Raw genomic sequence first — 26,750 nt, 5'->3', positions numbered from 1 at the left:
TGCCACCATGAAAAAATATGACTATTAAGCTGTGCTAAATAATCCACGAGTCAATTTGTGACTTAATAATAAAGCGACCGGGGAACTTTTCTGACTGGTTATATTTGATACGCATTTATTTAAATGAAATTTGTTTATATTCATATATATAGCTCAACATAACTTATGCGAAATAGATTATTCGCTGCGGGTTGAATCTGTTTACATCAATGGCGAATTGATAGCCTGACTTCATCTCGGCTACTGTCCCCTCTCGATTCGTTTGGGTAGCAAACGGATACAAAAATAATAACGACAGAGACTGGACGCATTGATAAAGAGTCATCTTTATTGATTTTAATCTTGCCAAAGGAGCCGGAATAATGAGTGGTTTATCTTCCCATCATATTGCCCAAAATATATTTGCCGAGCTGTTGCCTTATCGCCGCCGCTTCCCCGATCCCATTCTGGGTCTGCAGCAGGAGGAAGCAGAGGTGGCCGCCATCCAGATCCCCCGTCTGCAGGTCTTCATCGAGCGTGGCGAGACCATCACCTGCGTGCTGCCCGCCTTTCCCACCAAGTCGCCCAATCCGAACAAGGTGCTGGGCACCCTGCCGGACATGGCGGAGCGGCTCTCCCTCAGCTTTCTCAACCACCTCTGCCAGCGCATTCAGCTGCACTACGCGCCCGGCATGCGGATCCTCATCTGCTCGGACGGCCACGTGTTCGGTGACCTCATCCGGGTGGCGGACCCGGCCATCGACGCCTATCAGGCCCACATCGAGCAGCTGATCCTGGAGCTGGGGGCGACCCACCTCGGGGTCTTCCACTTAGGCATGGTGGCGGGCATGGCCGAGTTTTGCGCCAGCCGCGACTTCGACACCCTGCGCGAACAGCTGGTGGAGCGCTATGCCGAGCCGCTGGCACAGATCACGGAAGAGGTGAGAAGCACCGAGGAGGGCATTCGCCTCTATCGCGCCATGACCCGCTTCCTCTATGAAGACAGCCAGCTGCCGGATACCCCGCTCTCCAACACGGCGCTGCAGCGGGATGCCAAGGCGCGCACCCATGCGGTGATCCAGCGCAGCCGTGCCTGGGGCAACCTGCTGGCGGAGCGCTTCCCCGAGGCGATCCGCCTCTCCATCCACCCCCAGGCGAGTCACAGCCTGAAGATGGGCATCCACATGCTGCCGACCCGGGATGACTGGCTCACCCCCTGGCACGGGGTGGCGGCCAATCTGGATGGCCAGTTCGTGCTGATGAAGCGGCGCGACGTGCTGGCGATGGAGCATGAGCTGGTCCATATCCACGGCCGTCCGAGCCACTACCTGATCAACGGCAAGCAGGCCGCCGCCTGAGGAGTTTCCCATGACTGCATCCATCGTTACCCTCGGCGGCGAGCGCTGCCGCATCCTGCCACAGGCCCCGTTCGGCCTGCTGATTGAACCGGCCCGCAACGCCCAGCCGGTGCAGAGCCTGGCTATCGAGGCGCTGCGCGAGCTGGCCCGCCGCCACGGCGTGCTGATCCTGCGCGGGTTCGAGTCCGGCTTCACCGAACCCGAGCGGCTGACCCGCTACGGCGAGGGGTGGGGGAGATCATGATGTGGCCCTTCGGCGCCGTGCTGGACGTAAAGGAGCACGAGAATGCCACCGACCACATCTTCGACTCCAGCTATGTGCCGCTGCACTGGGACGGCATGTACAAGCCGACCCTGCCCGAGTTCCAGCTGTTTCACTGCGTGCACGCCCCGGCGGCGGACGAAGGGGGCGCACCACCTTCATCAATACCCGCCAATTGCTCACCGAGCTCGACGGCGAGCGGCTGGCCCGCTGGGAGCAGGTGCACATTACCTATCGCATCAAGCAGGTGGTGCACTACGGCGGCCAGGTGCGCTCGCCGCTGCTGGTGCCCCACCCGGTGAGCGGCGAGACGGTGCTGCGCTACAACGAGCCGCCGCGCGAGGGGGTACGTTTTCTCAACCAGCATGCCCTCGAGATTGAGGGGGTGGCACCGGCCGAGCAGGCTGCCTTCCTGCAGGATCTGCACCAGCGGCTCTACGACCCACGCTACTTCTATGCCCACCAGTGGCAAGGGGGGACGTGGTGATCGCCGACAACCTCGGCCTGCTGCACGGCCGCGAGGGGTTCACCGCCCGCTCGGCCCGCCACATCCAGCGGGTCCACATCCAGGCCAGCCCGGTCTGCCTCAACCCGGCGCTGGCGCCGCAAGGGGCGGCGTGATGGCGACCATTTTGTTGGCGGCCACCGCCACCCCGGGCCACGTCAATCCCATGCTGGCGGCGGCCCGTCTGCTGGTGGCGCAGGGGCATAGAGTGCTGATGCTGTGCGGCGCCCTGTTCGAGCAGCGCATCCGCGCAACCGGTGCCGAATTCGTGCCCTTCACCCCCGAGGTGGACTTTGACTACCGGGCGCTGGAGCGGCATTTTCCCGAGCGGGCCAGCCTGAGCGGCACCGCCCAGATGGCGCTGGCACTCAAACGCTTCTTCGCCGCCCCCATGGCGCAGCACGACCGCCATCTGCGGGCGCTGATCGCGGCGGAGAGGGTGGATCTGCTGCTGGTGGAGAACGGCTTCTACGGTGTGTTGCCCTTGTTGCAGCAGGGGCGCGGTCGGCACCTTCCCATCCTGATGCTGGGGGTAAACCCGGTCTCCTTCTCGAGTCCGGACGCCATCTTCTACGGCCCGCGCATCCCCCCCGAGCTGCGCCGCTCCCTTGGCGAGCTGCCCTGGCTCGACGAGCCGACCCGGCAACTGCAAAGGGAGGTACAGCAGAGCTTCGATGCCGCGCTGGCCGAGGCGGGGGCGCCGCCGCTGACGGCCCCCTTCACCGATGTGATGGTGACGGCGCCCGATGCCTTCCTGCAGCTCTCCTGCGCCGGCTTTGAATACGAGCGGCCGGAGCTGGAGGGGGTGATCCGCTATGTCGGCCCGCTGCTGCCACCCCGGATTGAGCTGACGCCGCCGCCTTGGTGGGAGCAGCTCGATGAGCGGCCGCTGGTCATCGTCAGCCAGGGCACCCTGGCCAACGTGGATCTGGGGCAGTTGCTGCTGCCGGCCATGCAGGGGCTGGCCGGCGACGAGCTGCAACTGCTGCTGACCACCGGCGGGCGGGATCCGGCGCGGCTGGGCGCCGCCGTCCCGGCCAATGCGATCGTCACCGAACACGTGCCGTTCGAGCTGGCACTGCCCCGCGCCGCCGTGCTGGTGACCAACGGCGGTTATGGCTCGGTGCAGGCCGCGCTGGCGCACGGGGTGCCGCTGGTGGTGGCGGGCACCGGGGAGGACAAGGCGGAGGTGGCCACCCGGGTGGCGTGGAGCGGCGCCGGCATCAATCTGCACAGCAACGAGCCGACGGCGGATGCGGTGGCGGCGGCGGTGCGCAAGCTGGTGCACGAGCCGCGCTATCGGGCCAGGGCCCAGCTGCTGGCCGACGAGATGGCTGCGCTCGATGCCCGCGCCGCCATCGCCGGGGCGGTCACCGCCCTGCTCGGCGGGCAAGGGTGATCCCGTGATGAAACAGGGGGGCTCGATGGCCTCCCTGTTGTTCAGCTTGCGCTCAGTTTGTGGCTGCTAGGGTGGCCAGGGTGACAAGAGGCGGCGTCAGCGGCGCCGGATGCGCTTTTTCATGCAAAAAGAGCGATCCCGACGTTGAATTTTTGGCCGACTCAGGAAAGAATGCGCGCTCGGTAATCGACCTCGGACGCAAGGTGACTCGTCACGGGCCAGACCGAGGATGAAATGGCCGTCGGCCAACTTGGTACAGGAAACCACACAGGAATTTTATGAATCCCCTTCGCACTGCCGCTTCGGCTCTTTTATGTACTCTGGCGCTGGTCAGCCAGCAGGCCGCCGCCGTTGAATACCAGCTGCCTGCAGCCAACAGCCGTCTGATCGGTGAGAACCAGGAGTACGTGGTACCCGCGGACAACCGTCCGCTGGAGCAGATCGCCTCCGACTTCCAGTTGGGTCTGACCAACATCATGGAAGCCAACCCGGGTGTCGACCCCTACCTGCCCAAGGCGGGCAGCAAACTGGTCATCCCCCATCAGCTGATCCTGCCCAACGCTCCCCGCGAAGGGATCGTCATCAACGTGGCGGAGATGCGTCTCTACTACTACCCGAAAGGCAAGAACGTGGTGCAGGTGCTGCCCATCGGCATCGGCCAGCTGGGGGTCAACACCCCGGAGAACTGGATCACCAAGGTGGAGCGCAAGCGCGCCAACCCGACCTGGACCCCGACCGAGAACATCCGTCGCCGCTACGCCGCCCAGGGCAAGACCCTGCCGGCGGTTTGGCCGGCCGGTCCGGACAATCCCATGGGCCTGCACGCGCTCTACATCGGCAACCTGTATGCCATTCACGGCACCAACGCCACCTTCGGCATCGGTCTGCGGGTGAGCAGCGGTTGCGTGCGTCTGCGCGCCGACGACATCAAGTACCTGTTCGACAACGTGCCGGTCGGCACTCGCGTCCAGTTCGTCAACCAGCCGGTCAAGACCACGGTCGAGCCGGATGGCGGTCGCTACATGGAAGTGCACGAGCCGCTGTCACGCAACGAGGAGGAGTTCAACTCCACCGCCTCCGTGCCGCTGCCCATGACCCCGGCCACCACCCGCTTCATCGCCCACATGGACAGCGACTCCAATGTGGTCAAGCAGGTGCTGGAACAGCGTACCGGCATGCCGACCCGTCTCAACCCGCAGGTCTGATGACCGGGAAGACTGGCCAATGCACAACGGCGACCATGAGGTCGCCGTTGTTGTTTCTGGCTCTGTCACCGGTTATCAGCTGGCGGGAGGGGCATAGAGGGCCAGCCAGTTGCCCTCGCTATCTTCGATGATGACCCGGGAGCCATGGCCGCTGCCGATGCTGTGCAGGGGCTCGAGCACCCGTCCGCCGATCTTGGGCACCAGCTGTTCGGCCTCCTGTAGGCGCTGGCCAAGGGCGAGGTAGATGAGGGGGCCCGTGTGCCCCGGCTGGTGGTACTTGTCCATGGGGCCGAGACAGGCCGCCGCGTTGTTGCCATCGTGGCGCAACATGGCGAAGCGGATCTCCTCCTGTATCGGCGTGACCGGCACGTCGAGCAGGGCCGAGTAGAAGGCCATGGCGCGATCCAGATCCCGTGTCGGAATGTCGGCCCAAACCAGGGTATTGTCCATCTTGGTGATCTCCAGCATGTTCCGGCCGATGCGACCGGCGGCTCTGTTCCTTGCTGACGGCCTCTGGCGGCAGCTCGCAGGCAGCTTCCTAGAGGTTAGGAGCGGCCCATGAGGGGCGCCAGAGCGAAAAAAGCGGCGCCTGATGGCGCCGCTTTCGGGTGGGAAGCTGGAGGTTTTTTCCTCGATATATAGTTACTTGCCTGCAATGCTCAGCCCGCCGAAGCGGATGAATGGAGGAGCATGATGCTCCTGGTCATCCATTGGCGGTTACTTGCCTGCAATGCTCAGCCCGCCGAAACGGATGAGCGGGGCATAGAAGCTCTTGCCATCGTCGTGGTGCAGCACGTTGGCGACCGCTTCCAGCTCACCCAGCAGGCGATAGAAGTTGCCCGCCACCGTGATGCCGCGCACCGGCGCAACCCGCACGCCGTCCCGACACAGGAAGCCGGAGGCGCCGAACGAGAAGTCGCCGCTCACCGCATCGGCGCCGGAGTGCAGGCCGTCCAGCTTGACCAGCTCCAGGTACTCGCCGCCTTGCGCCTCGGCCTCGCTGTGGGGACCGAGCCCGAACACCAGGTGGCGCGGGCTGACATCCAGCGCACTGCGGGTGCTGCGCGCCGCCGAGCCGTTGCTGGCCAGACCGAAGTGGTGGGCGGTGGCGCTGTTGTGCAGCAGGGTTTTGAGCTCCCCTTCGCCAATCAGCAGCAGATCCCGGGTGGGGGCACCCTCGCCATCGAAGGCCTTGATGTGCATGCCGCCTGGCATATAGGCCCGGCTCTCCAGGGTGAGCCAGCGGGAGGCAACCGACTGGCCCAGCTTGTCGCGCCAGGGGTTGATCCCCTGCTGGGCCCACTTGCCCGACAGCGCGGCCTGGAAGCAGCCGAACAGGCTGGCCAGGGCATTGGTGTCGAAGATGGCGCTGTAGTGGCCGCTCGGCACCGCGTCACCCGCCAGCAGGCCGTCGGCCACGGCGTGGATCTGGCGGATGAGGGTCTGGCTGTCCAGCGCATCGAAGCGGCGCTCATACTGCCCCTGGGAGAACATGGACTGACGACCGTCGCGCTCGATAAGGGCGGAGCTATAGCAGCCGACGCTGAACGCCTGATGCTGGCAGAGGCTGCCCTGGCTGTTGGCGAGCCACAGCCGGCCCTCTCCCTCGAAGAAGCTGTTGTAGGGGGCGCCGGTCACGTCCGGCAGCGCCAGCATGTCCGACTCGAGGCGCAGGGCCAAGGCAATCTTCTCCTCCACGGGGGTGGTGTCGGGCTGATTGATTTCGGCGCAGTCGGTGGCGAGCCGGCTCTGCTGCACGGCGATGGTCTGATCCGGGTCTACCTTGGCGAAGCGGCTGGCATCCAGCGCATCCTGCAGCATGGCGGCCAGCGCCGACTCGTCGAGGGATTCCGAATAGGCGATGCCGACCCGGCCCTCTTTTATCAGCCGAATGCCGATCTGCTGGCTGCTGGTGACCTTGTATTCGCTGAGTTCGCCCTTGTCGGCCTTGAGGGAGAAGGCCTTGTCCTGATTGGCGATGATGTCCGCCTCGGCACCGAGATCGGCGACCTGGTCCAGCAAACGGGTCAGTAGTTGGTTCATGTCGAGTTGGCTCATCAGGCGTTCCCCCCTACCAGAATGCTGTCAACCTTGAGCGGCGGCTGGCCGACGGATGCCGGAATTGAGCCGGAGACCGATCCGCACATGCCGGCGGAGAGGGCCAGATCGCGCCCCACCATGGAGATCTCCTTGAGCACCTGCGGGCCGGTACCGATCAGGGTGGCCGACTTGAGCGGCCGGGTGATCTTGCCCCCTTCGATGAGGTAGGCCTCCTGCACATTGAAGTTGAACTCGCCGGTGCCGGGCTGCACCGAGCCCCCTCCCATCCGCTTGGCATAGATGCCGTGCTCCACGGTTGCCAGCATCTCGTCCAGGCTGTGATTGCCCGGCTCTATGTAGGTGTTGCGCATGCGCGAGGCCGGCGCGAACTTGTAGGATTCGCGGCGCCCGGAACCGGTACGGGCGTAGCCGGTGCGCAGGGCCCCCATCCGGTCCACCAGGAAGCCGGTGAGCACGCCATCTTTGATGAGCTGGGTGTGCTGAGTCGCCATTCCCTCGTCATCGACGTTGATGGAACCCCAGGCGTTGCCCTGCAGCCCCTCGTCCACCGCGCTGACCGCCGGATTGGCGATGAGCTGGCCCATCTTGTCGTGGAACACCGAGGCCTTCTTGGCCACCGAAGTGGTCTCCAGCAGGTGGCCGCACGCCTCGTGGAAGATGACGCCGCCAAAGCCGCTCTCCATGATGACCGGCAGCTTGCCGCTCGGGCAGGGGGCTGCGCCCAGTTTCACCAGCGCCTGGCGGGTAGCGGTGAGGGCCAGCTCGCGGGGATCCACGCCGGCGGCGTGTTCCCAGCCCATCATGGCGCCAGGGGCTTCGTAACCAACGCTCTGTTCGCTGCCAAGGGCGGCGATGGTCTGGGCCATGATGCGGTTGTAGTGGCGGCGATCGCTCACCTGCACCCCTTCGCTGTTGAAGATCTCCACCTCCTGTTCCCAGCCCAGCACGTTGCCGGCAAACTGGCTCACCTTGGTGCTCTCGGCGCGGGCCGCGGCATCCATGGTGTGCAGGTAGGCAATCTTCTGTTCCAGCAACTTGTCGGCTGAGAGCGGTAGGGCCACAGGGTTGCGATCGCTCAGGCGACTGAAATCGAAGGCGGTGGCAGCCACTACGGGGTCACGCCGGTCCTTGGCCGCCAGCAGGCTGACGATGCGCAACAGCTCATCGCGGCTGGCCAGGTTGGTGTAGCCGTAGAGCACCTTGTGGCCGTAGCACAGGCGCACGCCGATGCCGAAATCGAGGCCACCGCTGATGTTTTCTATCTGGCTGGAGAGCAGGCTGAGCTGGCTGCGGCGCTTGCGCTCCACAAACAGCTCGGCGAAGTCGGCACCCAGCGCCAGCGCGTGATCGAGCACGTCGCGGGCGATGGCAGGGGCCAACAGGGAGAATGGGGTCATAGAATTTCCTTATTCTGGTCTGTCCGTTTGCTTCCGATACCCGGCTCTGATTGTTATGGGGTACCGTTTCCATTGTTGCAGACCAGCACAAAAAAGTCGCTATAGCGTCATGCGATGATACCGATTGAGAAAATCGGTGCGATTTATGCGCCCGGCGGCCCGAAACCCGGCCGCCGGCAGTCAGTGAAGCGTCGCCGCTGACGTTTGTTCAATCAAGGGGCCTTTGACCAGGCCTTCGTCGTCATGCCGTGTGGGGAGAGGGCGATGGCTGGGGGCCATCGCCACTGGTGTCAGGCAACCCTGCTTCAGAGCAGCTCGTGTATCTCGCTCAGGATCTGGTCAACCCACTGCTCGATGCGGGATTCGGTCTGGTCGTACTGATTGGCGTCGTCGAGCGCCAGGCCGACGAAGTGACGGCCATCGTCGATCAGCGCCTTGGAGGCATCGAACTCGTAACCCTCGTTGGGCCAGTAGCCCACCAGCTTGACTCCCTTGGGGACCAGCTGATCGTGCAGCAGGCCGAGGGCATCCTGATACCATTCGCCGTAACCCAGCTGATCGCCAAGGCCGAACAGGGCGATGATGCGACCTTCCAGCTCGACATCCTGAATGTCTTCCCAGCGGGATTCCCAGTCTTCCTGCAGCTCGCCGAAGTCCCAGGTGGAGATGCCCAGGATCAGGATGTCGTACTCCTGCATGAGGGTGAGGGGCACATCCTTGATGTTGTGGAGATCGACCAGCTCGGGGCCAATGAGGGCGCGGATCTTCTCGGCGGCCATCTCGGTGTAGCAGGTGGTAGAGCCGTAAAACAAACCTATCTTCATCGCTCTTCTCTTGATCGCAGTCGGCAATGGGAGCGGGCAACCGCAGGGTGGCGCCCGGGGGAGGGCGTCAGTCTAGCAGATTGGCCGGCGCGCTTCATCGCCTGGCGGGCGATGGACAACGGCAACTTGCGGCCGCGGTGGGTCGGCACGTTACAATGGGCCATGTTTTCCCTGAGCGCGGCGCACCATGAGCAAGTCTGAATCCCATCCCCTGATCGAGCCGTTTCTGGATGCCCTCTGGCTGGAGCGGGGTCTCTCCGACAACACGGTCAGCTCCTATCGCACCGATCTGGAAAAATTCTCCCTCTGGCTCGACGAGCAGGGTGGCTCCCTGCTGCTGGCGGGGCTGGACGACATCCAGCACTATCTCGCCTGGCGGGTGGACCAGCAGTTTGCGGCCAGCAGCACGGCCCGCTTCCTGTCGGCCCTGCGCCGTTTCTATCAGTACCTCAACCGGGAGAAGCTGCGCAGCGACGATCCCACCGTGCTGCTGGAGGGGCCCAAGCTGCCCAAGAAGTTGCCATCGGATCTCAGCGAAGCCGAGGTGGAGGCGCTGCTGCAAGCGCCGCTGGTGGACGAGTCGCTGGAGCTGCGGGACAAGGCGATGCTCGAGCTGCTCTACGCCACCGGGCTGCGGGTCTCCGAGCTGGTGGGGCTGACCGCCGAGCATGTCAGCCTGCGCCAGGGGCTGGTGCGGGTGGTCGGCAAGGGGAACAAGGAGCGACTGGTGCCCATGGGGGAGGAGGCAGTGCACTGGCTGGAGCGTTACTACCGGGAGGCCCGCACCCTGCTGCTCGGCGGCACCAGCTCGGATGTGGTGTTTCCCTCCAAGCAGGCCCGTATGATGACCCGCCAGACCTTCTGGCATCGCATCAAGCTCTATGCCCTGCGGGCCGGGATTAACGGCGAGCTATCCCCCCATACCTTGCGCCACGCCTTCGCCACCCATCTGCTCAACCACGGCGCCGATCTGCGGGTGGTGCAGATGCTGCTGGGCCACGCTGATCTCTCCACCACCCAGATCTATACCCACGTGGCCAACGAGCGGCTCAAGGCGCTGCACGGCCAGCACCATCCGCGCGCCTGACCGGCAACAAAAAACCGCCAGAAGGCGGTTTTTTTTCGAATACACGACAGGAGCTGGCGCTTATTTTCCCTGCTGGGATTTGAGCAGATCGCGGATCTCGGTCAGCAGTTCCTGATCCTTGGTCGGGCCGGCCGGGGCGGCTTCCTCTTCCTGCTTGCGCTTGAGGGTGTTGATGGCCTTCAGCCCCATGAAGATGGCGAAGGAGATGATCAGGAAGTCGATGATGGTCTGGATGAACTTGCCGTAGGCGATGACCACGGCCGGGGTGCTCCCCTCGGCGGCCTTCAGGGTCACGGCGAGGTCGCTGAAGTCCACGCCCCCCAGGATCAGGCCGATGGGCGGCATGATCACGTCTCCAACGAAGGAGGAGACTATCTTGCCGAAGGCGGCACCAATGATGATACCGACCGCCATGTCGATCACGTTGCCTCTGGACGCAAAGGCCTTGAACTCTTGAATCAGACTCATTTTCCCCTCCAAAAATGGGCAAGGTACGGCCAGTGCCGCACCGGTATTTGAATAATAAAGCTTCAGGAAAACAGAGGATGACCGTCGTGTTTCCTGTCGTCCCGGTTAGCTTGCTGGGCCTTTGCCCGATTGGCAACCTGTCAGATCGGGATTTTTTGCGGCCCCACTTATTAATCAATCAGTAATTAAGCGGTTGAGGAGAGAATATTCACTGAGTTACCTTGTGAGTCCATTCGTTCATGCCAAGTGAGTAAAAGAGTGAAGTATTTACTGCTGGGAATGATGCTGCTGGGCTCTTTTGCCGCCAGCGCGGGGATGGATCCCCAACTGTTGAAGCAGACCATAGAGCAACGGCTCGGGGTACAGGTCTATCTGGTGGACGAGACCCCCATGCCCGGTCTCTACATGCTGGGCACCGCCCAGGGGCTGCTCTATACCGATGCCAGGGGCGACTATGTGCTGCAGGGTACCATGCTGGATCTGGCCCACGACATGAAAAACCTCACCATGCTGGGGCTGCGTCAGCAGCGGCAACTTGCCCTGGCGCAGATCGGCGAGCGGCGGGTACAGCTGCGGGCCGAGCAGGAGCGCCATCGCGTCACCCTGTTCACCGATCTCGCCTGCAGCAGCTGTCGCACTACCCTGGAAGAGCTGCCGGTCCTGCAGGCGAGAGGGGTCAGCGTGCAACTGCTACCGGTGCTCGGCACCTTTGCCGATCTGGCCGAGGCGCAGGCGCGCTGGTGCAATCCCCGGCAGTTCGGTGCACTGGATCTCAGTGATCGTTTGCCTGAGACCGGCTGTAATGAGATCCTTGCCCATCATATCGGCCTGAGCCAGTGGCTCGGGATCAAGGCGCTGCCGAGCTGGGTCCTGCCAAATGGCGACCTGGTGCGCGGTTATCAGAGCCCTGAACAACTGCTCAAGATACTGGATCACATCAATGCCCCTGCTAATCCGTCGTCGTCCGCGAGTTGATGATTCCCATCTGCCCGCCACCCTGCACCCGCTGCTTCGTCAAATCTTCGCCAGCCGCGGGGTTGAAGATCCCGCTCTGCTGGAGCGCAGTGCCAGCTCGCTGCTGCCGCCCCAGCGCCTGTTCGGCATGGCGCAGGCGGTGCCGCTGCTGGCCGAGGCGCTGACGGCGCAAAAACGCATTCTCATCGTCGGTGACTTCGACTGCGACGGCGCCACCAGTTCGGCGCTGTGCGTGCTGGCCCTGCGCGCCATGGGCGGTCGCCACATCGATTTTCTGGTGCCCAACCGCTTCGAGTTCGGGTATGGCCTCACCCCGGAGATCGTCGAGCTGGCGGTAGCCCGCGGCGCCGAGTTCCTGATCACGGTGGACAACGGCATCTCCAGCATCGCCGGGGTGGCGGCGGCCAAGGCGGCAGGCATGCAGGTACTGGTTACCGATCACCATTTGCCGGGCCAGGAGCTGCCTGACGCCGATGCGATAGTGAACCCCAACCAGCATGGCTGCGACTTTCCCTCCAAGTCGCTGGCCGGGGTCGGGGTCGCCTTCTATCTGATGGCGGCTCTCAACACCCATCTGCGCCAGAGCGGCTGGTATGAGCGTCAGGGGCTGCGCGCCCCCAACGTGGCGGATTACCTCGATCTGGTGGCGCTCGGCACCGTGGCCGACGTGGTAGCGCTCGATGGCAACAACCGCATCCTGGTTCATCAGGGCTTGCAGCGGATCCGGGCCGGCCGCTGCCGCCCCGGCATCCAGGCGCTGGTGGACGTGTCGGGCCGCGACGGGCGTCGCCTGTGCGCCGCCGATCTCGGCTTTGCGCTGGGGCCGCGCCTCAACGCGGTGGGCCGGCTCGACGATATGTCGCTCGGGGTCGCCTGCCTGCTGAGCGAGGACATCAACCTGGCGCGCCAGCTCGCTTCCGAAATGGACAGCCTCAACCAGGAGCGCAAGGAGATCGAGCAGGGGATGCAGCAGGAGGCGCTCGCCACCCTGGAGCAGATCCGTTTTCGCGACGGCGAGGTGCCCTCCGGCATCGTGCTGCACCGGGACGAGTGGCATCAGGGGGTGGTGGGGCTGGTGGCCTCCAAGGTGAAGGAGAAGTACTATCGCCCGGTCATCGCGTTTGCCGAGAGCAGCGAGACCGAACTCAAGGGCTCCGGGCGCTCCATCCCGGGGGTGCACCTGCGCGATGCGCTGGAACTGCTCGACACCCGCCACCCCGGTTTGATGGGCAAGTTTGGCGGCCACGCCATGGCGGCCGGGCTGACCCTGCCCAAGGCCAATATCGAGGCCTTCGGTCGGGCTTTTGAGGCAGTCATCGGCGAGCTGGTGACCCCTGAGCTCTTGACCGGGGTGTTGCTCACCGATGGCGAGCTGCTGCCCGATGAGCTGAGTCTGGAGCTGGCGGAGCTGATCCGCGCCTCCGGCCCCTGGGGTCAGGCCTTTCCCGAGCCGCTGTTTGACGGCGAATTCGTGCTGGTGCAGCAGCGGCTGGTGGGGGAGAAGCACCTCAAGATGATGCTGACCACGGATTCCGGCCATGCGGTGGATGCCATCGCCTTCGGGGTCGATCTCAAGCGCTGGCCCGACGCCTCGGTCAAGCGGGTGCGGCTGGTCTACCGGCTTGACGTCAACGAGTGGCGCGGCAACCGCAGCGTGCAGCTGCTGGTGGAGCATCTGGAAGCCGCCGGCCTCTGATTCCCGCGAGTCTCTCTTGCTGCCGATGACGGCCACCTCTGGGTGGCCGTTTTTTTATGGTATGAACCCGGATGTTGTCGTTGACCCGTCTATTGCTTCACAGTTTAAGCTTCCCTTCATCGGGTCACGGACCCCTCAGCGAGTGTTGTCATGAAAATATCCGAACTGGCCCGGCGCTGCGGCCTCGCCCGCTCCACCCTGCTCTATTACGAGAAGCTGGGGGTGATTGCGGGAACGAGGGGCGCCAACGGCTATCGCCACTACGACGATGAAGATCTGCAGCGGCTGCGGATGGTACAGGCCCTGCAGGCCGGCGGGCTCAGCCTCAAGCAGTGCCTCGCCTGCCTGGCGGGCGAGCTGGAGCAGGCAACGCTGGAAGCCCGGGTCAGGGAGCTGGATGAAGAGCTGGCGCGGATGCAACGCGCCCGGGATCTGCTGGCGGATCTCGCCGGTTTGCGTGCGCACTCCGGCGACGAGTTCAAGGCCTGGCAGCGGCAACTGCAGCATCAAGCCCCGCAGGCTTACTTTGCCTGGGTGATGAAGCAGGGATTCAGTGAAAAAGCGCGTTACCACCTGCAGTGGCTCAGCAAAGACATGAACGAACATGAGCGCTACATCCGGGATTTCAAGCTGCTGCTGGATGGCATGAGCTATTGGGGGCCGGGCGATAGCCTCTTCACCCAGCAGCAATTTGCCTCGCTGCCCAGCCAGCCTCGCCGGATCCTCGACATGGGCTGCGGGCGCGGCGCCGCCACCCTGGCGCTGGCACAGGTGACGGACGCCACCATCGTGGCCATCGATCTGGACGAGGAGGCGCTGGCCGCCGTGGCCCGTAGCGCCAGTGCGGCGGGGCTGAGTCATGTCACTACCCTGTGCGCCAACATGGCGGCGCTGCCGGCAGATCTTGCCCCCGCCGATCTCATCTGGGCCGAGGGGAGCGCCTACACCATCGGGGTGGCCAACGCCTTGCAGGCATGGCGGCCGTACCTTGCCGGTCCTGCTGCCTGCCTGGTGTTGAGCGACCTGGTGTGGCTGACGGACACGCCGCCAGAGGAGGCGCTGGCGTTCTGGCAGCGGGATTATCCCGCCATGCAGACCCTGACGGGCCTGCTCAAAACGGTGCAGGAGGCGGGTTATCGCTGCCTGTGGCACACCCCGTTGCCGCAAAGGGCCTGGCACAACTATCTGGACCCCATCGAGCGCAATCTGGCGCGCCACCGTGCCGAGCTGGGGGATAGCCCCGCCTGGCAGGATCTGAGCCGGGAAGTGGCCATCCACCGCCAACACCTGGGCAGCTATGGCTATGTGATCTGCTGCTTGCAGGCAGTCTGATCAGGCCATCCATTGCAAGATAACAAACGGAGAAAACCTATGAACATCATCATTCGGCCCGAAACAGGCGCCGATCACGACGCCATTGAAGCGCTGACCGTGGCCGCGTTCCTCAATGCCCCCCATACCGATCACAACGAGCAGCTGATCGTGCGTGACCTGCGCCAGGCCGGGGCACTCAGCCTGTCGCTGGTGGCGGAGCAGGCGGGGCGGGTGGTCGGCCACCTCTGCTTCTCGCCGGTGACCATCAGCGATGGCAGCCCGCACTGGTATGGCCTTGGTCCCATTTCGGTCTCTCCCGAGCTGCACGGCAGGGGGCTGGGATCACGGCTGATGGAGGCTGGTCTGGCCGAGCTCAAGGGGATGGGAGCGGCTGGCTGCGTGGTGCTGGGGGATCCGGGCTTCTACGGCCGTTTCGGTTTCGTGTCCGAGCCGGGGTTGACGCTGCCCGGCGTGCCGGCGGAGTACTTCATGGCCCGCTCGTTCGGCGCCGCCATACCCAGTGGCGAAGTGTGCTACCACCCGGCCTTTGTGCAGGAGTGAGGGTCACCGTGAGGGCTAAATAGGGTGCTCCTTGCTCTTATTGTGGTTTTTAATTGCCCTCTTTATTTATAAAGAGGGTTTTTAGTATCAATTGGTGGGTGTTTGCTGGGTTTAAAATTCAATAAAAAGATGAATTGTGATATATTCGGCCTAGCTGAATTCTCTTTTAAAGAAGGGACTCCCCGCTTGTCACCCTCTGGCCGACGCTCTACCTGGCCGATGGCGCTCGCCATCGCCTGCCTTCTGTGGCTTGCCGCCTTCGCTGCGGCAGAGGTCGGAGCAGCCGTACGTCAGGCCGCGGTCGGCCAGGATGCCTCGATGCAGTTGCATGAGCCGGCTGATCCTGGGCTTGTCAACAGCGTCAGCCTGCCGCCGGGCGGCCAGTGGCGACTCAGCTTCGAGCAGGGTCGACGGCTGGAAGGGGCCGCTCAAGCCGAGCTCTATCAGGTGCTGCTGGCCTGGTTCCAGCACGATATCCTCGGCCTGCTCTGCGGCCTGCTGTTCTTCCTGCCCCTCATCTATCTCAGGCAACTGAGCGACTACTTCGGTTATCTGCACCGGTGGCGCTTGAGCTGCCATCACCTGCAATTTCGTTTCTGCCACAGCGACTCGCGTCCGGCTGCTTGCTGAGCGCCCGTCCGCCCGAGTCTTCCCCCCCTCGCTGATTGATGTCAGCCGCGAAGGCATGCCCGTGCGGTCCGGTGCCCTCCTTGCACCGTCTTCGTGCCTGCCCGCCGGCGGGCGCGAAGGCGGCTCCCGCCCCGTACACGTTGTGAGCCGACCCGATGGATTATTATGTAAACCTCTTTATTCACTCGATTTTTGTCGAAAACCTGGCGCTGGCCTTCTTCCTTGGCATGTGCACCTTTCTGGCCGTTTCCAAGAACATCAATACCGCCTTTGGCCTTGGCATGACGGTGCTGGTGGTCATGGTGATCGCCATTCCCCTCAACAACCTGATCTACCGCCATATCCTGCGTCCCGAGAGTACCTTCCTCGGCGAGTTTGATCTGAGCTTTCTCGATTTCATCGTCTATATCGGGGTGCTGGCGGCGCTGGTGCAGGTGATGGAGATGGTGCTGGACAAACATTTCCCGGCGCTCTATCACGCGCTCGGCATCTATCTGCCGCTGCTGACGGTGCATTGCGCCATCTTCGGCGGGGTGATGTTCATGGCCCAGCGGGATTACGATTTCATCGAATCCGTGGTGTACGGAGCGGGCTCAGGGCTGGGCTGGCTGCTGGCCATCGTCGCCATCGCCGGTCTGCGCCAGAAGATGAAGTATTCGGATGTGCCGGAGGGGCTGCGCGGCATCGGCATCACCTTCATCGTGGCCGGGCTGATGTCGCTAGGCTTCATGTCTTTTTCCGGCATCTCGCTCTAGCCTGCTGAGTGTTGCAACGGCCACGCAAGTGGCCGTTTTGTTATCTATTGGTCTTCGATCATCCCCAGCAGGCGGTCGTGTACCAGCGGCAGCTCCAAAAACCGTCCCGGTCGAGGAAGTGACCGCCATGCTCCAGGCTGTAGAGCGGTGCGGCCAGCTGTTCGCTCAGATGCTGGCAGTAGCGATAGGGCACGATGGCATCGTCGCGGGAGGCGACTACGACCCGCCGGGGCGCCAGCGCCATGATGTGGGCCGGGTCGTAACCCTGGGTCATGAAGGGATCCAGCTCAGGCAGGGTGTGCAGCGGCTGATCGAAGCCGGATACCAGCAGGATCCCGCCCACCCGGCAGGAGGCGGGCAGGCGGCTCAACTGGCGCAAGATGGTGATGCAGCCGAGGCTGTGGCCCAAGAGAAAGGTCCGCTCATCGTGATCGCGCACCAGGCTGTCCATGGCGGCGTCCCAGGCGGCGGGTTGCGGATGGTGGGGGTCAGGCATGGCCAGCACCTCGACCCGGATATCGCGGGCTTCGAGCCGTGCCTTGAGCCAAGGGAACCAGTGGGAGTGGGGGGAGGCGGTATAGCCGTGCACGATGAAGACGCGGATGTGTGGCATAAGCAGGATCCTGAAACGGGGCGACAGGGAACAAACAGGGCGTGCGCAGCGACGCAGGCCGGGGCGGCCTCATCATATCAGCGCCAGCCGGGTGGTGGCACGCCCCTGTCCGGGTAGTACAAGGGCGGGACAAGGCGTTCAACCCAGCCGTTTGGCCATGTTGTAGCCGGTGATGGCGAAGCCCGCCTCCTGGTAAAGCGCCAGGGCGCGCGGGTTGTCGTGGGCGACCCGCAGGGTGATCTGGTGGATGCCGCTGCGTTTGAGCTCGGCTTCCAGCAGTGCCATGGCGGCCTTGCCGATCCCCCGGCTGCGGTGGGCCGGCGCGACATAGAAGTCATAGATAAAGTTGGCGGCGCCGTCGCTGTCGATGGCGTGCCAGAGATAACCCAGTGGCTCCTCCTCGGCGGGGGCAACCGCTTCCTCTGTGGGCAGGATGCAGAGCAGGCGGTGGCCGGTGCTGGCCACCCCTTGCGGCAGATAGCGCTGCAGAGAGGCTTCCGCCTTGTGGCGGGCGGTGGCGAGGTCGTGGCCCTGGTTGCTGGCGAGATCCTGCGCGTACTCCTCGATGAAGCAGGCGCAATAGGCGGGGTAGTGCTGCTCGCTCATGGGCTGCAAGCGGATAAGCGGTGTCGGCATCCTGCAGATCACTCAAGGGGAGAAGGGAGACTCACGTTAACCCGGCGGCGAAGTGAGTGCAAACGGCGCTGGTCGTGGTCGGCAGCTGGAACGGCGTCCGCCTGCGGCCGGCCCCATAAAAAAGAGCGCCCAGGGGCGCTCTTTTTTGACCAGGGGGAGCGAGGTTATTTCACCTCTTCGCCCTTGGCTTGCAGGTCCGCATGGTAGGAGGAGCGGACGAAGGGACCGCAGGCGGCGTGGGAGAAGCCCAGCCCCATGGCCACGTCTTTGAGCTCGTCGAACTCTGCGGGCGGCACGTAGCGCTTCACCGGCAGGTGGTGGCGGCTCGGCTGCAGATACTGGCCCAGGGTCAGCATGTTGACGCCGTGCTCGCGCAAGTCCTTGAGTACCTGCACGATCTCTTCGTTGGTTTCGCCCAGGCCCATCATGACACCGGACTTGGTCGGCACATGGGGGTGCATCTCCTTGATGCGGCGCAGCAGCTCCAGCGACCACTTGTAGTCGGCACCCGGACGGGCAACCCGGTACATGCGCGGGGCGGTTTCCAGGTTGTGGTTGAACACGTCAGGCGGGGTCTCGCGGAACACTTCCAGCGCCTGCTCCATCCGGCCGCGGAAGTCCGGGGTCAGGATCTCGATGCGGGTCTGCGGGCTGTGCTCGCGGATCTGCTTGATGCAGTCGGCGAAGTGCTGGGCACCGCCGTCGCGCAGGTCGTCGCGGTCCACCGAGGTGATCACCACGTATTTCAGCCCCATCTCCTTGATGGTCAGCGCCAGCTTCTTCGGCTCGTCCGGATCGAGCGCCAGCGGGCGGCCGTGGGCCACGTCGCAGAAGGGGCAGCGACGGGTGCAGATGGCGCCCATGATCATGAAGGTGGCGGTGCCGTGGTTGAAGCACTCCGCCAGGTTGGGGCAGGAGGCTTCCTCACACACTGAGTGCAGCTTGTTCTTGCGCAGGGTGCTCTTGATGTGCTCGATCTTCTGGCTCGACGGCGGCAGCTTGATCCGCATCCAGTCCGGCTTGCGCAGCACTTCCTCGTTGGGATCCGGCATGAATTTCACCGGGATCAGGGCCATCTTGTCGCCATCGCGCAGCTTGACGCCCGGCTCCATACGAACGGGTTTGCTCATGATTCACTCTCGGTGTTTGTTATTGTCTGGTTGATAGCCACCAGGGTCATCTCTGTGCCCTCATGGCCAGGCAGCATGGGCTCGCTCATGCCGCCTCTTCGGTATTCGTGATTGTCTCATAGCCGATCAGGCTGGCCAGTTCGGCCACCAGCATCGCTTGCGCCTCTGCCACGCTCTGCGGGCCGCCCAGGGCGCTGGTCTGGGTCATGGCCATGCCCGCATAGCCGCACGGATTGATGCGCAGGAAGGGGGTCATGTCCATGTTGACGTTGAGGGCCAGGCCGTGGAACGAGCAACCCTTGCGGATGCGCAGGCCGAGCGAGGCCAGTTTGGCTTCTGTCTGCAGCGCGGCGCCGAGCTGGTTCTTCACGTAGACGCCGGGGGCGTCGGGTTTGGCATAAGCCTCAATCCCGCTCTTGGCCAGGGTGTTGATGATGGCGGTCTCGAGGCAGGTCACCAGCTCGCGCACCGTCAGCTTGCTGCGGCGCACATCCACCAGCACGTAGAGCACCAGCTGGCCGGGGCCGTGATAGGTCACCTGGCCACCGCGATCGCTCTGCACCACCGGGATGTCGCCGGGGGCGAGCAGATGTTCGGCCTTGCCGGCCTGGCCCTGGGTGTAGACGGGGTCGTGCTCCACCACCCAGAACTCGTCCGGGGTGTCGGGGGTACGGCTGTCGGTGAAGGCCTTCATGGCATCCCATACCGGCTGGTAGGGACGGCGGCCCAGCTGTCTCGACCAGCAGCCGGGGGGCTGACGATGGTGATTCGGCGGGGGTTTGGAGTGACATCTTTCCTCACTGACAGGCGCTGGGGTCGGCCAGCGCGGCCACGACAGCCGGCTGGCAAATAATCAGTCGCCCCGGTGGCGGGGCGAGAGAGGCGACTTACAGGACGTAGCGAACCAGCTCTATGTTACCGAGTGCGGTATACATGGCTTCGATATGTTCCTTGCTCTGGGCGGTCACAGTGACCCGGACCGAGTGGTAGTTGCCCTTGGAGCTGGGCTGCACGGTCGGGCTGTAGGTACCGGGGGCGTGCTGCTGCAGCACTTCTACCACCATGTCCGGCAGCGCCGGGTCGGCAACGCCGAGCACCTTGAACGGGAACTTGCAGGGGAACTCCAGCAGTTCATCAAACTTGGTATTCATTTACTCACCTTTTGGTGTCGTCACGGGACGACTTCATCGCTTGTGGCTAGTGGCCGATGGCCCATCAGGGCCGCCATTTACCCGTCTGTGGCGGGCACTGCTCAAGTGTATATGGGCATTGCCCAGGCCGGGATCAAGGTCCGGTCTGGCAGACGAGGCATGGAGGTGCTGCTTTTTACCACAAATCGTCAGTCGGCGGAACCTGCAGATTGCAGGGTTATTGACTGGCCCGACCGCAAAAGACAGCAGCGGCGCCTGTTGGCGCCGCTGTTTGGTCAGGCTTGTGCGCGGGTTACTTGAACCAGCTGGAGACCAGCATCACCAGGTAATCCCACAGACGGCTCATCAGGCCACCTTCCTGCACCTCTTCCAGGGCGACCAGCGGAACCTGCTTGATCTCCTTGTCGCCTTGCTTGAGGAACACGGTACCGACCCGCTGGCCCTTGGCCAGCGGTGCCTTCAGCTCGCTTTCAAGCTGGAAGTCGGCCTTGAGGTTGTTGCCCTGGCCACGGGTGACCAGCACGGAGACGTCCTTGTCGACGCCCAGTTTCACTTCAGACTTGTCGCCCATCCAGATCTTCTGGGTCACCAGCTCGGTGCCGGCCTTGTACGGGGTCAGGCTCTGGAAGAAACGGAAACCGTAGGTGAGCAGTTTCTTGCTCTCGGCGGCGCGGGAGGCTTCGCTGCTGGCACCCAGCACCACGGCGATCAGGCGCATGCCTTCGTTGTTGGTGGCGGAGGAAACCAGGTTGTAGCCGACCTGGCTGACGTGGCCGGTCTTGATGCCGTCAACTTGCAGGGATTGATCCCACAGCAGACGGTTGCGGTTGTGCTGGGTGATGCCGTTGAACACGAAGGATTTCTGGGCGTAGATCTTGTACTCGTCCGGCAGGTCGCGGATCAGGGCCTGGCCCAGGCGCGCCATGTCGTGGGCGGTACTGTAGTGACCTTCCGCATCCAGTCCGTGCGGGTTCATGAAGTGGCTGTCGTTCATACCGAGCTTGGCGGCCCAGCTGTTCATCAGGCTGGCGAAGGAGTCGGTGCTGCCGGCCAGGAATTCGGCCATGGCGACGCAGGCGTCGTTGCCGGACTGGATGATGATGCCCTTGTTCAGGTCATCGACCGATACCTGCTTGCCCACCTCGATGAACATCTTGGAGGAGTCGGAGTAGTTTTTGGACCAGGCGTTCTGGCTGATGGTCACCATGTCGGTGCGCTTGATGTTCCCCTTCAGCAGCTCCTGGCCGATGATGTAGGAGGTCATCATCTTGGTCAGACTGGCGGGCGGCAGACGCTCTTCGGCGTTCTGCTCGGCCAGCACCTGACCCGAGTAGTAGTCGATCAGAATATGGGCCTTGGCGGAGATCTCCGGCGCGGCGGGAACGACCACGGGGTTGGCGTTCGGGGTCGGTACAGGCGTGTTGGCCTGAGCGGTGGCGCTTATCAGGGAGGCCAGAATAACTGAACGGGCAAATTTGGACATCTTGAAATTCCTGGAGCCTGGTTGGGGTAACCCAAGTTAAAAATGCGGGCTTCACTATACCAGAAGCGACCGTCGGTCAAAGCCCGACGTGCCATCTGGCCTGGTTTTTTATCCATCCGTTGCCGCCATCACGCCGGGAAACGACGTGATGGCGGGCGGTTGGCGGTGGTTCATGCTGGGTGAGCCACTCCGCGATCAGGGGACGATGAAGGCTTGCTCCAGCCCCCCCTGACGGATCTGTTCGAGCAGGGCGCTCTGCTGAGCGGCGGGGACCGGTCCCAGCAGGACCCGGAAGATGGCACCGTGGGCCGCCACTTGGTAGGGCACCCCATGGCGCTGGGTCATCACCTTGCCCATCGCCTCGGCCCGCGCCTGCGAGCCGCTGGCCAGCACCTGGATCATCTTGCCCTCGCCGCTGCTGGTGGGCGTGGCCGCCTTGGCCGCTGCCGGTTTGGCAGGTTTGGTGACCGGAGCCTTGACGGGGGCCGGTTCGGCGGCAGCCGGTGTGGCCATGGCCAGTTCGGTGGGCTGGCCGACGAAGCCGTCCTGAGCTGCAGGGGCAGCGGCAGCCGGCGTGGTCGGTGTCATCTCGATGGGCTTCATGGGGGCCATGATCACCATCTGGTCCGGGGTGTCGTTGATGAGCTCGATCCGCACCCGTGCCTCGCCCCCTTCCACCATCTCCAGCTGCTTGGCGGCCGCATGGGAGAGATCGATCAGCCGGTCGCTGCCGAAGGGGCCGCGATCATTGACGCGTACTATGGTCTCCAGCCCGTTGTCCAGGTTGGTGACCCGCACATAGCTTGGCAGCGGCAGGTTGCGGTGGGCGGCGCTGAACAGTTTGCTGTCCTGCACGTCGCCGTTGGCGGTCTTCTGGCCGTCCAGATCCTGCGCCAGCCAGCTGGCGGTCCCCTCTTCGCTGTAGTGCTTGATGTCGCGCCACACCTCGTTCTTCTGCTTGCCTATCCAGTAATCCCGGTTGCCGCTGGCGCTCAGGGGTTCGGGGCGCGGGATGGCGCCGGTGGCCTGCGGGATCTCGATGACCTGGGGTTTTTCCGGCTGGATCGGTTCGGGAGGCGGGGGAAGCTGCTCTGGCTGGCTGCTACAGGCGGCCAGCAACAAGGTCAGGCTGAGCGGGAGAAGTTTGTGGCTGTAATGCATACGCGTCCTGGATTGCTTGACTGAGTTGATACACCGCCATCGCATAGAGCGGGCTGCGGTTATAGCGGGTGATCACATAAAAATTGTGGCGCGCGACCCAGTATTCCGGTCCATCGGCCTGTTCCAATGCCAGCAGTTTCACCGGCGTGTCGGGTGCCAGCGAGGTGGCGAGTTCAATGCCTGCGGTGGCCAGCTCGACCCAGGTCTGGGTCAGCTCGGGGGCAGGCCCCAGCAGGGTACCCACTGGCGCCAACCCGATCAAGGCGGGTTCGACCGGCGACTCCCCCCAGCGCCACTGGTGCTCGGCAAAATAGTGGGCAACGCTGCCGATGGCATCCACCGGATTTGCGAACAAATCGCGCTTGCCGTCGCCGTCGAAGTCGACCGCGTAGTGGCGATAGCTGGAGGGCATGAACTGACCCATGCCCATGGCGCCGGCATAGGAACCCTTCAGGCGGGTGAGTGGCCACTTCTCTTCCTGGGCAAGCAGCACCAGCTGGGCAAACTCCTTGGCAAAGAAGTCTGCCCGCTCCGGGTAGTGGAAGCCCAGGGTATAGAGGCTGTCGAGCACCGGATGGCGGCCCATCTGGCGGCCGTAGAAGGTTTCGATGCCGATGATGGCGACGATGAGGGAGGCCGGCACCTGGTAAGTCTGTTCGGCCCGCGCCAGGGTGGCGGCGTGGCGTTGCCAGAAGTCGACACCGTCCCGGATCCGCTCTGGGGTGATGAACAGCGGCCGGTAACGGTGCCAGGGTTTGGCCTCCCAGGGGCGGCTGATGGTGTCGAGCACCTCCTGGCGCAAGCTGGCCTGGGCCGCGGCGGCCTGCAGCTCGGCCAGCGGCACCTGTTGTTGCTCGGCGAGCCGGGCGAGCCCCGGGGGCTCGACGGCCGCCGTTGCGGTGAGGGCAACGAGAGAGAGGAGCAAACCGGCCAGTCGCATCAGGCGAGCAGCCTTCTGTGGGTCTGGATGGACATCAGGATGCCGAAGCCGGCCATCAGGGTCACCATGGAGGTGCCGCCATAGCTCACCAGCGGCAGGGGAACCCCCACCACCGGAAGGATGCCGCTCACCATGCCCATGTTGACGAACACGTAGACGAAGAAGGTGAGGGTCAGGGCACCGCCCAGCAGGCGCTCGAAGCTGTTCTGGGCCTGCATGGAGATGAACAGGCAGCGGCTGATGATGTAGAGGTAGATCACCAGCAGGAGGGCCACGCCCACCAGGCCGAACTCTTCGCTGAACACCGCGAAGATGAAGTCGGTGTGGCGCTCGGGAAGAAACTCGAGCTGGGACTGGGTGCCCTGCAGCCAGCCCTTGCCGAACACGCCGCCGGAGCCGATCGCTATCTTGGACTGGATGATGTGATAGCCGCGACCGAGCGGGTCCTTCTCAGGGTCGAGCAGCATCAGCACCCGCTGGCGCTGGTAGTCGTGCATCAGGAAGAACCAGAGCACTGGCATGAAGGCACAGATCAGCAGCACCGCCAGCCCGATCAGCCACCAGCTGATCCCCGCCAGAAAGATGACGAAGAAGCCGGAGGCGGCCACCAGGATGGAGGTGCCGAGATCGGGTTGGGCCGCGATCAGCAGGGTGGGCAGCAGCACCATGATGAGACTCAGCACCAGGTGGCTGAACTTGGGCGGCAGCGAGTGGCGGCTGAGCCAGGCGGCCACCATGATGGGCATGGAGAGCTTCATCACCTCGGAGGGCTGAAACTTCATGAAACCGAGGTCCAGCCAGCGCTGGGCCCCCTTGCCAATATGGCCGAACACATCCACCGCTATCAGCAGCAGCACCACCACCACGAACAGCGGCACCGACCAGCGAGCATAGAGGGAGGGGGGCAGCTGGGCCATGCCGATCATCAGGGCGAACGCCAGTCCGCCGCGCACCAGCTGGCGCACGATGGAGTCGACGTCCTGGCCGGAGGCGGAGTAGAGCACCACCATGGAGAGGGACATCAGGGTCAGCAGGCCGAGCAGCAGCGGCAAGTCGATGTGCAGCTTGTACCAGATGCTCTGCTGGCGAGCGGAATTACTCATGAGGAGCGACCTCTTCAGATTGGGGCTTCTTGGCCGGCGCCGGCGGCAGTTGCGGCTCTGGTGGCAACAGGTAGGCGTCCAGCATGTTGCGGGCAATGGGCGATGCGGCCCGGCCGCCGCCGCCGCCAATTGAGTTCTCCAGCACCAGTGCAACGACCGCTTTAGGTGCCTCGAAGGGGGCATAGGCGACGAACAGGGCATTATCGCGATGCTCTGCCTTGACGGTTTTGATGTTGTAAACCTGATTTTCCTTCAGGCCAACAACCTGGGCGGTGCCTGACTTGCCGCCTGAGGAGTAAGGGGCCTTGGCAAATGAGTGGCGACCACTCCCTTCATTGCCATGGTTGACTCGCCACATCCCGTCCTGCGCTACTTTCCAGTAGCTGTCGTTCTTGAGTTTGAGGGCGATGTTGGGGTTGACGGGAGCATCGACGATTCCTTCCTGAGAAGCGGTACTCTTGAGCAGGTGCGGTGTCACGTCGTGGCCGTTCTGGGTCAGAATGCTGATCGCCTTGGCCAGCTGGAGCGGTGTGGCGCTCCAGTAACCCTGACCGATGCCGATGGAGATGGTGTCACCCTGATACCAGGGCTGGCGCCAGCGGGCCATCTTCCAGTCGCGCGACGGCATTACCCCCTTGGTCTCCTCGTACAGATCGACGCCGGTGTACTGACCGAAGCCGAACTTGGTCATGTAGCTGTTGATCTTGTCGATGCCGACCCGGTAGGCGAGATCGTAGAAGTAGGTATCCGCCGATACTTCGATGGCGCGGTAGACATCGAGCCAGCCGTGACCCCAGCGGCGCCAGTCGCGAAACTTCTTGGTGGTGCCGGGGATGGAGAAGCTGGGGCCGCCGAAGTAGCGGTAGTTGGGGGTGATGGCCCCCTCGTTGAGGCCCATCACCGCCATCATGGGCTTGACGGTGGAGGCGGGGGCATAGATGCCCTGGGTGGTGCGGTTCACCAGCGGCCTTGCCGGATCGTTGAGCAGCGCCGAGTAGTTGGCGCCGGAGATGCCGGTTACGAACAGGTTGGGGTCGTAGCTCGGGCTCGACTCCAGAGCCAGGATGGCGCCAGTCTTGGGATCCATCATCACGATGGCGCCCCGCTGTCCAGCCAGCAGCTCCTGCGCTTTGAGCTGCAGGCGGATGTCGATGTTGAGGTAGATGTCCTTGCCGGGTTCGGGCGGCTGGAACTTGAGGGTACGCACCACCCGGCCGCGGTTGTTGACCTCGACCTCCTGGTAGCCGGCCACGCCGTGCAACTGATCCTCGTAGTACTTCTCCACCCCCTGCTTGCCGATGTCCTTGGTGGCGGCATAGTTGGCGAGCTTGTCCTCCTTGTCGAGGCGCTCCACGTCGCGGGTGTTGATCTTGGCCACATAGCCCAGCGCATGGGTGAGGGTGTCGCCAAACGGGTAGTAGCGCTTGAGGTAGGCCTCGATGCTGGCGCCCGGGTAGAGGTGCTGGTTGACCGAGAAGAGGGCGACCTGATACTCGGTCAGCTTCTCGAACAGGGCCACCGGTTTAAAGCGGCGCTGGCGCTTGACCTCGGCCAGGAATTTCTCCTTGGTCCCCTCTGGCAGCTTCAGCAGGGCGATCAGCTCGTCGGCGGTTTTCTCCAGATCCTTGGTCTCTTCCGGCACTATTTCCAGGCTGTAAACCGGGCGGTTCTCCGCCAGCAGCACGCCGTTGGCGTCATAGATGAGGCCGCGCGGCGGCGCCACCGGTACCACCCGGATGCGGTTGTCGTTGGAGCGGGTCTGGTAGGTGTCGTAAGACTCGACCTGCAGGTAATAGAGGTTGCCCAGCAACACCAGCATCAGCACTATCATGCCGATGTAGGCGACCAGGGTACGTCGGAAGAAGAGGCGACCCTCGGCGCTGTGGTCGCGCATCTCGATGCGATTCTTCAGCATGCCGCTACCTTATGACTGTCGAGCAGGTGAGAAACGGGGTGCAGATGTGCATGCTCACGCTCTGTGATTCTGGGTTGAGAGGGTGATGCTGGAATCGTGCATGTCCCACTCTCTGTGATTCGGGTATGCGAGGGTGATGCTG

The 26,750-nt window shown here is 63.6% G+C and carries 23 protein-coding genes and 3 pseudogenes; 11 read left to right on the top strand and 15 right to left on the bottom strand.

The window, feature by feature from the left end:
* Nucleotides 1-362 precede the first annotated feature (362 nt).
* From ACPDZI_RS16235 to ACPDZI_RS16220, 4 genes and pseudogenes are all read left to right on the top strand, one after another.
* Nucleotides 363-1,337, top strand: coding sequence for an L-tyrosine/L-tryptophan isonitrile synthase family protein (locus tag ACPDZI_RS16235; RefSeq protein WP_219305341.1), 975 nt, complete (start codon nt 363-365; stop codon nt 1,335-1,337).
* Between the two features lie 10 nt (nt 1,338-1,347).
* A pseudogene (locus ACPDZI_RS16230) lies at nt 1,348-2,220 on the top strand (TauD/TfdA dioxygenase family protein).
* Entirely contained in the window at nt 2,220-3,503 is a 1,284-nt protein-coding gene (locus tag ACPDZI_RS16225; protein WP_438833483.1) for a nucleotide disphospho-sugar-binding domain-containing protein, read from the top strand. Before ACPDZI_RS16230 ends, ACPDZI_RS16225 begins: the two are co-directional and overlap by 1 nt.
* Before the next feature lie 278 nt (nt 3,504-3,781).
* Nucleotides 3,782-4,708 (top strand): L,D-transpeptidase family protein, encoded by a 927-nt coding sequence (locus ACPDZI_RS16220; protein WP_016351698.1) that lies wholly within the window; start codon nt 3,782-3,784, stop codon nt 4,706-4,708.
* Between the two features lie 75 nt (nt 4,709-4,783).
* Here ACPDZI_RS16220 and ACPDZI_RS16215 read toward each other — a convergent pair whose 3' ends face one another.
* The 4 genes from ACPDZI_RS16215 to fldB all read right to left on the bottom strand — a co-directional run bounded on the left by ACPDZI_RS16215 (nt 4,784) and on the right by fldB (nt 8,990).
* A complete protein-coding gene (locus ACPDZI_RS16215; protein WP_029299311.1) occupies nt 4,784-5,176 on the bottom strand; it encodes a VOC family protein in 393 nt (130 codons plus the stop codon).
* A gap of 249 nt (nt 5,177-5,425) precedes the next feature.
* Nucleotides 5,426-6,766 (bottom strand): TldD/PmbA family protein, encoded by a 1,341-nt coding sequence (locus ACPDZI_RS16210; RefSeq protein ID WP_438833482.1) that lies wholly within the window; start codon nt 6,764-6,766, stop codon nt 5,426-5,428.
* Complete coding sequence (locus tag ACPDZI_RS16205; RefSeq protein ID WP_438833481.1) at nt 6,766-8,166, bottom strand: TldD/PmbA family protein; 1,401 nt, start codon at nt 8,164-8,166, stop codon at nt 6,766-6,768. The genes ACPDZI_RS16210 and ACPDZI_RS16205 overlap by 1 nt, the downstream gene beginning before the upstream one ends.
* Nucleotides 8,167-8,471: 305 nt before the next feature.
* Nucleotides 8,472-8,990: a flavodoxin FldB gene (gene fldB, locus ACPDZI_RS16200; RefSeq protein WP_146062926.1), complete on the bottom strand. Its 519-nt coding sequence runs from the start codon at nt 8,988-8,990 to the stop codon at nt 8,472-8,474.
* A 187-nt stretch (nt 8,991-9,177) separates the two neighbouring features.
* Between fldB and xerD the strand changes: the two genes are divergently transcribed.
* The gene (gene xerD / locus ACPDZI_RS16195) at nt 9,178-10,077 is read left to right on the top strand and encodes a site-specific tyrosine recombinase XerD (protein ID WP_438833480.1); all 900 of its coding nucleotides are present in this window, start codon (nt 9,178-9,180) and stop codon (nt 10,075-10,077) included.
* A gap of 60 nt (nt 10,078-10,137) precedes the next feature.
* Here xerD and mscL read toward each other — a convergent pair whose 3' ends face one another.
* Complete coding sequence (gene mscL / locus ACPDZI_RS16190) at nt 10,138-10,545, bottom strand: large-conductance mechanosensitive channel protein MscL (protein ID WP_017409264.1); 408 nt, start codon at nt 10,543-10,545, stop codon at nt 10,138-10,140.
* A 258-nt stretch (nt 10,546-10,803) separates the two neighbouring features.
* Between mscL and ACPDZI_RS16185 the strand changes: the two genes are divergently transcribed.
* The 6 genes from ACPDZI_RS16185 (at nt 10,804) to nqrE (ending at nt 16,476) form a co-directional block, all read left to right on the top strand.
* Nucleotides 10,804-11,520 (top strand): disulfide isomerase DsbC N-terminal domain-containing protein, encoded by a 717-nt coding sequence (locus ACPDZI_RS16185; protein WP_029299314.1) that lies wholly within the window; start codon nt 10,804-10,806, stop codon nt 11,518-11,520.
* Nucleotides 11,486-13,216, top strand: a complete 1,731-nt coding sequence (recJ, locus tag ACPDZI_RS16180) for a single-stranded-DNA-specific exonuclease RecJ (RefSeq protein ID WP_438833479.1) — start codon at nt 11,486-11,488, stop codon at nt 13,214-13,216. Before ACPDZI_RS16185 ends, recJ begins: the two co-directional genes overlap by 35 nt.
* Before the next feature lie 150 nt (nt 13,217-13,366).
* Nucleotides 13,367-14,548 carry a MerR family transcriptional regulator gene (locus tag ACPDZI_RS16175; RefSeq protein ID WP_438833478.1) on the top strand — a complete coding sequence of 394 codons (1,182 nt, stop codon included), beginning with the start codon at nt 13,367-13,369 and terminating at the stop codon, nt 14,546-14,548.
* A gap of 39 nt (nt 14,549-14,587) precedes the next feature.
* Entirely contained in the window at nt 14,588-15,091 is a 504-nt protein-coding gene (locus ACPDZI_RS16170) for a GNAT family N-acetyltransferase (RefSeq protein WP_438833477.1), read from the top strand.
* A 318-nt stretch (nt 15,092-15,409) separates the two neighbouring features.
* Nucleotides 15,410-15,721 carry a hypothetical protein gene (locus ACPDZI_RS16165; RefSeq protein ID WP_162498573.1) on the top strand — a complete coding sequence of 104 codons (312 nt, stop codon included), beginning with the start codon at nt 15,410-15,412 and terminating at the stop codon, nt 15,719-15,721.
* 155 nt (nt 15,722-15,876) lie between these two features.
* Nucleotides 15,877-16,476, top strand: coding sequence for an NADH:ubiquinone reductase (Na(+)-transporting) subunit E (gene nqrE, locus ACPDZI_RS16160; protein WP_011707038.1), 600 nt, complete (start codon nt 15,877-15,879; stop codon nt 16,474-16,476).
* 44 nt (nt 16,477-16,520) lie between these two features.
* On the opposite strand, the pseudogene ACPDZI_RS16155 reads toward nqrE, so the two are convergent.
* The 10 genes and pseudogenes from ACPDZI_RS16155 to mrdA form a co-directional block, all read right to left on the bottom strand.
* Nucleotides 16,521-17,089, bottom strand: a pseudogene (locus tag ACPDZI_RS16155) (RBBP9/YdeN family alpha/beta hydrolase).
* 138 nt (nt 17,090-17,227) lie between these two features.
* Nucleotides 17,228-17,725, bottom strand: coding sequence for a GNAT family N-acetyltransferase (locus tag ACPDZI_RS16150; RefSeq protein WP_438833476.1), 498 nt, complete (start codon nt 17,723-17,725; stop codon nt 17,228-17,230).
* Nucleotides 17,726-17,889: 164 nt separating this feature from the next.
* Nucleotides 17,890-18,855 (bottom strand): lipoyl synthase, encoded by a 966-nt coding sequence (gene lipA / locus ACPDZI_RS16145; RefSeq protein WP_011707035.1) that lies wholly within the window; start codon nt 18,853-18,855, stop codon nt 17,890-17,892.
* 85 nt (nt 18,856-18,940) lie between these two features.
* A pseudogene (gene lipB, locus ACPDZI_RS16140) lies at nt 18,941-19,646 on the bottom strand (lipoyl(octanoyl) transferase LipB).
* 96 nt (nt 19,647-19,742) lie between these two features.
* Nucleotides 19,743-20,006, bottom strand: coding sequence for a DUF493 family protein YbeD (gene ybeD / locus ACPDZI_RS16135; protein ID WP_005298227.1), 264 nt, complete (start codon nt 20,004-20,006; stop codon nt 19,743-19,745).
* 292 nt (nt 20,007-20,298) lie between these two features.
* Complete coding sequence (locus ACPDZI_RS16130; protein ID WP_011707032.1) at nt 20,299-21,489, bottom strand: D-alanyl-D-alanine carboxypeptidase family protein; 1,191 nt, start codon at nt 21,487-21,489, stop codon at nt 20,299-20,301.
* 195 nt (nt 21,490-21,684) lie between these two features.
* Nucleotides 21,685-22,650 (bottom strand): septal ring lytic transglycosylase RlpA family protein, encoded by a 966-nt coding sequence (locus ACPDZI_RS16125; protein WP_102988154.1) that lies wholly within the window; start codon nt 22,648-22,650, stop codon nt 21,685-21,687.
* Complete coding sequence (gene mltB, locus ACPDZI_RS16120) at nt 22,592-23,590, bottom strand: lytic murein transglycosylase B (RefSeq protein ID WP_438833475.1); 999 nt, start codon at nt 23,588-23,590, stop codon at nt 22,592-22,594. The genes ACPDZI_RS16125 and mltB overlap by 59 nt, the downstream gene beginning before the upstream one ends.
* A complete protein-coding gene (rodA, locus tag ACPDZI_RS16115; RefSeq protein ID WP_025201273.1) occupies nt 23,590-24,693 on the bottom strand; it encodes a rod shape-determining protein RodA in 1,104 nt (367 codons plus the stop codon). The genes mltB and rodA overlap by 1 nt, the downstream gene beginning before the upstream one ends.
* On the bottom strand, nt 24,686-26,608 hold the full coding sequence (mrdA, locus tag ACPDZI_RS16110) for a penicillin-binding protein 2 (protein ID WP_044800587.1): 1,923 nt from the start codon (nt 26,606-26,608) through the stop codon (nt 24,686-24,688). The genes rodA and mrdA overlap by 8 nt, the downstream gene beginning before the upstream one ends.
* Between the last annotated feature and the right edge of the window lie 142 nt (nt 26,609-26,750).

The sequence above is a fragment of the Aeromonas oralensis genome (assembly GCF_049665575.1).
GTDB classification, from domain to species: domain Bacteria; phylum Pseudomonadota; class Gammaproteobacteria; order Enterobacterales; family Aeromonadaceae; genus Aeromonas; species Aeromonas hydrophila.
Note: the sequence above shows the minus strand (reverse complement) of the source record. Positions and strands in the feature narration are given on the sequence as shown.

Excerpts from the sequence above, each read along its gene's own strand:
- ACPDZI_RS16215 (WP_029299311.1), bottom strand. The coding sequence starts at position 5,176 with ATGCTGGAGATCACCAAGATGGACAATACCCTGGTTTGGGCCGACATT.
- ACPDZI_RS16165 (WP_162498573.1), top strand. The coding sequence starts at position 15,410 with ATGCAGTTGCATGAGCCGGCTGATCCTGGGCTTGTCAACAGCGTCAGC.
- ACPDZI_RS16170 (WP_438833477.1), top strand. The coding sequence starts at position 14,588 with ATGAACATCATCATTCGGCCCGAAACAGGCGCCGATCACGACGCCATT.
- xerD (WP_438833480.1), top strand. The coding sequence starts at position 9,178 with ATGAGCAAGTCTGAATCCCATCCCCTGATCGAGCCGTTTCTGGATGCC.
- ybeD (WP_005298227.1), bottom strand. The coding sequence starts at position 20,006 with ATGAATACCAAGTTTGATGAACTGCTGGAGTTCCCCTGCAAGTTCCCG.
- mscL (WP_017409264.1), bottom strand. The coding sequence starts at position 10,545 with ATGAGTCTGATTCAAGAGTTCAAGGCCTTTGCGTCCAGAGGCAACGTG.
- ACPDZI_RS16150 (WP_438833476.1), bottom strand. The coding sequence starts at position 17,725 with ATGCCGACACCGCTTATCCGCTTGCAGCCCATGAGCGAGCAGCACTAC.
- nqrE (WP_011707038.1), top strand. The coding sequence starts at position 15,877 with ATGGATTATTATGTAAACCTCTTTATTCACTCGATTTTTGTCGAAAAC.
- ACPDZI_RS16175 (WP_438833478.1), top strand. The coding sequence starts at position 13,367 with ATGAAAATATCCGAACTGGCCCGGCGCTGCGGCCTCGCCCGCTCCACC.
- mltB (WP_438833475.1), bottom strand. The coding sequence starts at position 23,590 with ATGCGACTGGCCGGTTTGCTCCTCTCTCTCGTTGCCCTCACCGCAACG.
- ACPDZI_RS16225 (WP_438833483.1), top strand. The coding sequence starts at position 2,220 with ATGGCGACCATTTTGTTGGCGGCCACCGCCACCCCGGGCCACGTCAAT.
- ACPDZI_RS16130 (WP_011707032.1), bottom strand. The coding sequence starts at position 21,489 with ATGTCCAAATTTGCCCGTTCAGTTATTCTGGCCTCCCTGATAAGCGCC.
- ACPDZI_RS16235 (WP_219305341.1), top strand. The coding sequence starts at position 363 with ATGAGTGGTTTATCTTCCCATCATATTGCCCAAAATATATTTGCCGAG.
- ACPDZI_RS16220 (WP_016351698.1), top strand. The coding sequence starts at position 3,782 with ATGAATCCCCTTCGCACTGCCGCTTCGGCTCTTTTATGTACTCTGGCG.
- rodA (WP_025201273.1), bottom strand. The coding sequence starts at position 24,693 with ATGAGTAATTCCGCTCGCCAGCAGAGCATCTGGTACAAGCTGCACATC.
- ACPDZI_RS16205 (WP_438833481.1), bottom strand. The coding sequence starts at position 8,166 with ATGACCCCATTCTCCCTGTTGGCCCCTGCCATCGCCCGCGACGTGCTC.
- mrdA (WP_044800587.1), bottom strand. The coding sequence starts at position 26,608 with ATGCTGAAGAATCGCATCGAGATGCGCGACCACAGCGCCGAGGGTCGC.
- recJ (WP_438833479.1), top strand. The coding sequence starts at position 11,486 with ATGCCCCTGCTAATCCGTCGTCGTCCGCGAGTTGATGATTCCCATCTG.
- ACPDZI_RS16125 (WP_102988154.1), bottom strand. The coding sequence starts at position 22,650 with ATGCATTACAGCCACAAACTTCTCCCGCTCAGCCTGACCTTGTTGCTG.
- fldB (WP_146062926.1), bottom strand. The coding sequence starts at position 8,990 with ATGAAGATAGGTTTGTTTTACGGCTCTACCACCTGCTACACCGAGATG.
- ACPDZI_RS16210 (WP_438833482.1), bottom strand. The coding sequence starts at position 6,766 with ATGAGCCAACTCGACATGAACCAACTACTGACCCGTTTGCTGGACCAG.
- lipA (WP_011707035.1), bottom strand. The coding sequence starts at position 18,855 with ATGAGCAAACCCGTTCGTATGGAGCCGGGCGTCAAGCTGCGCGATGGC.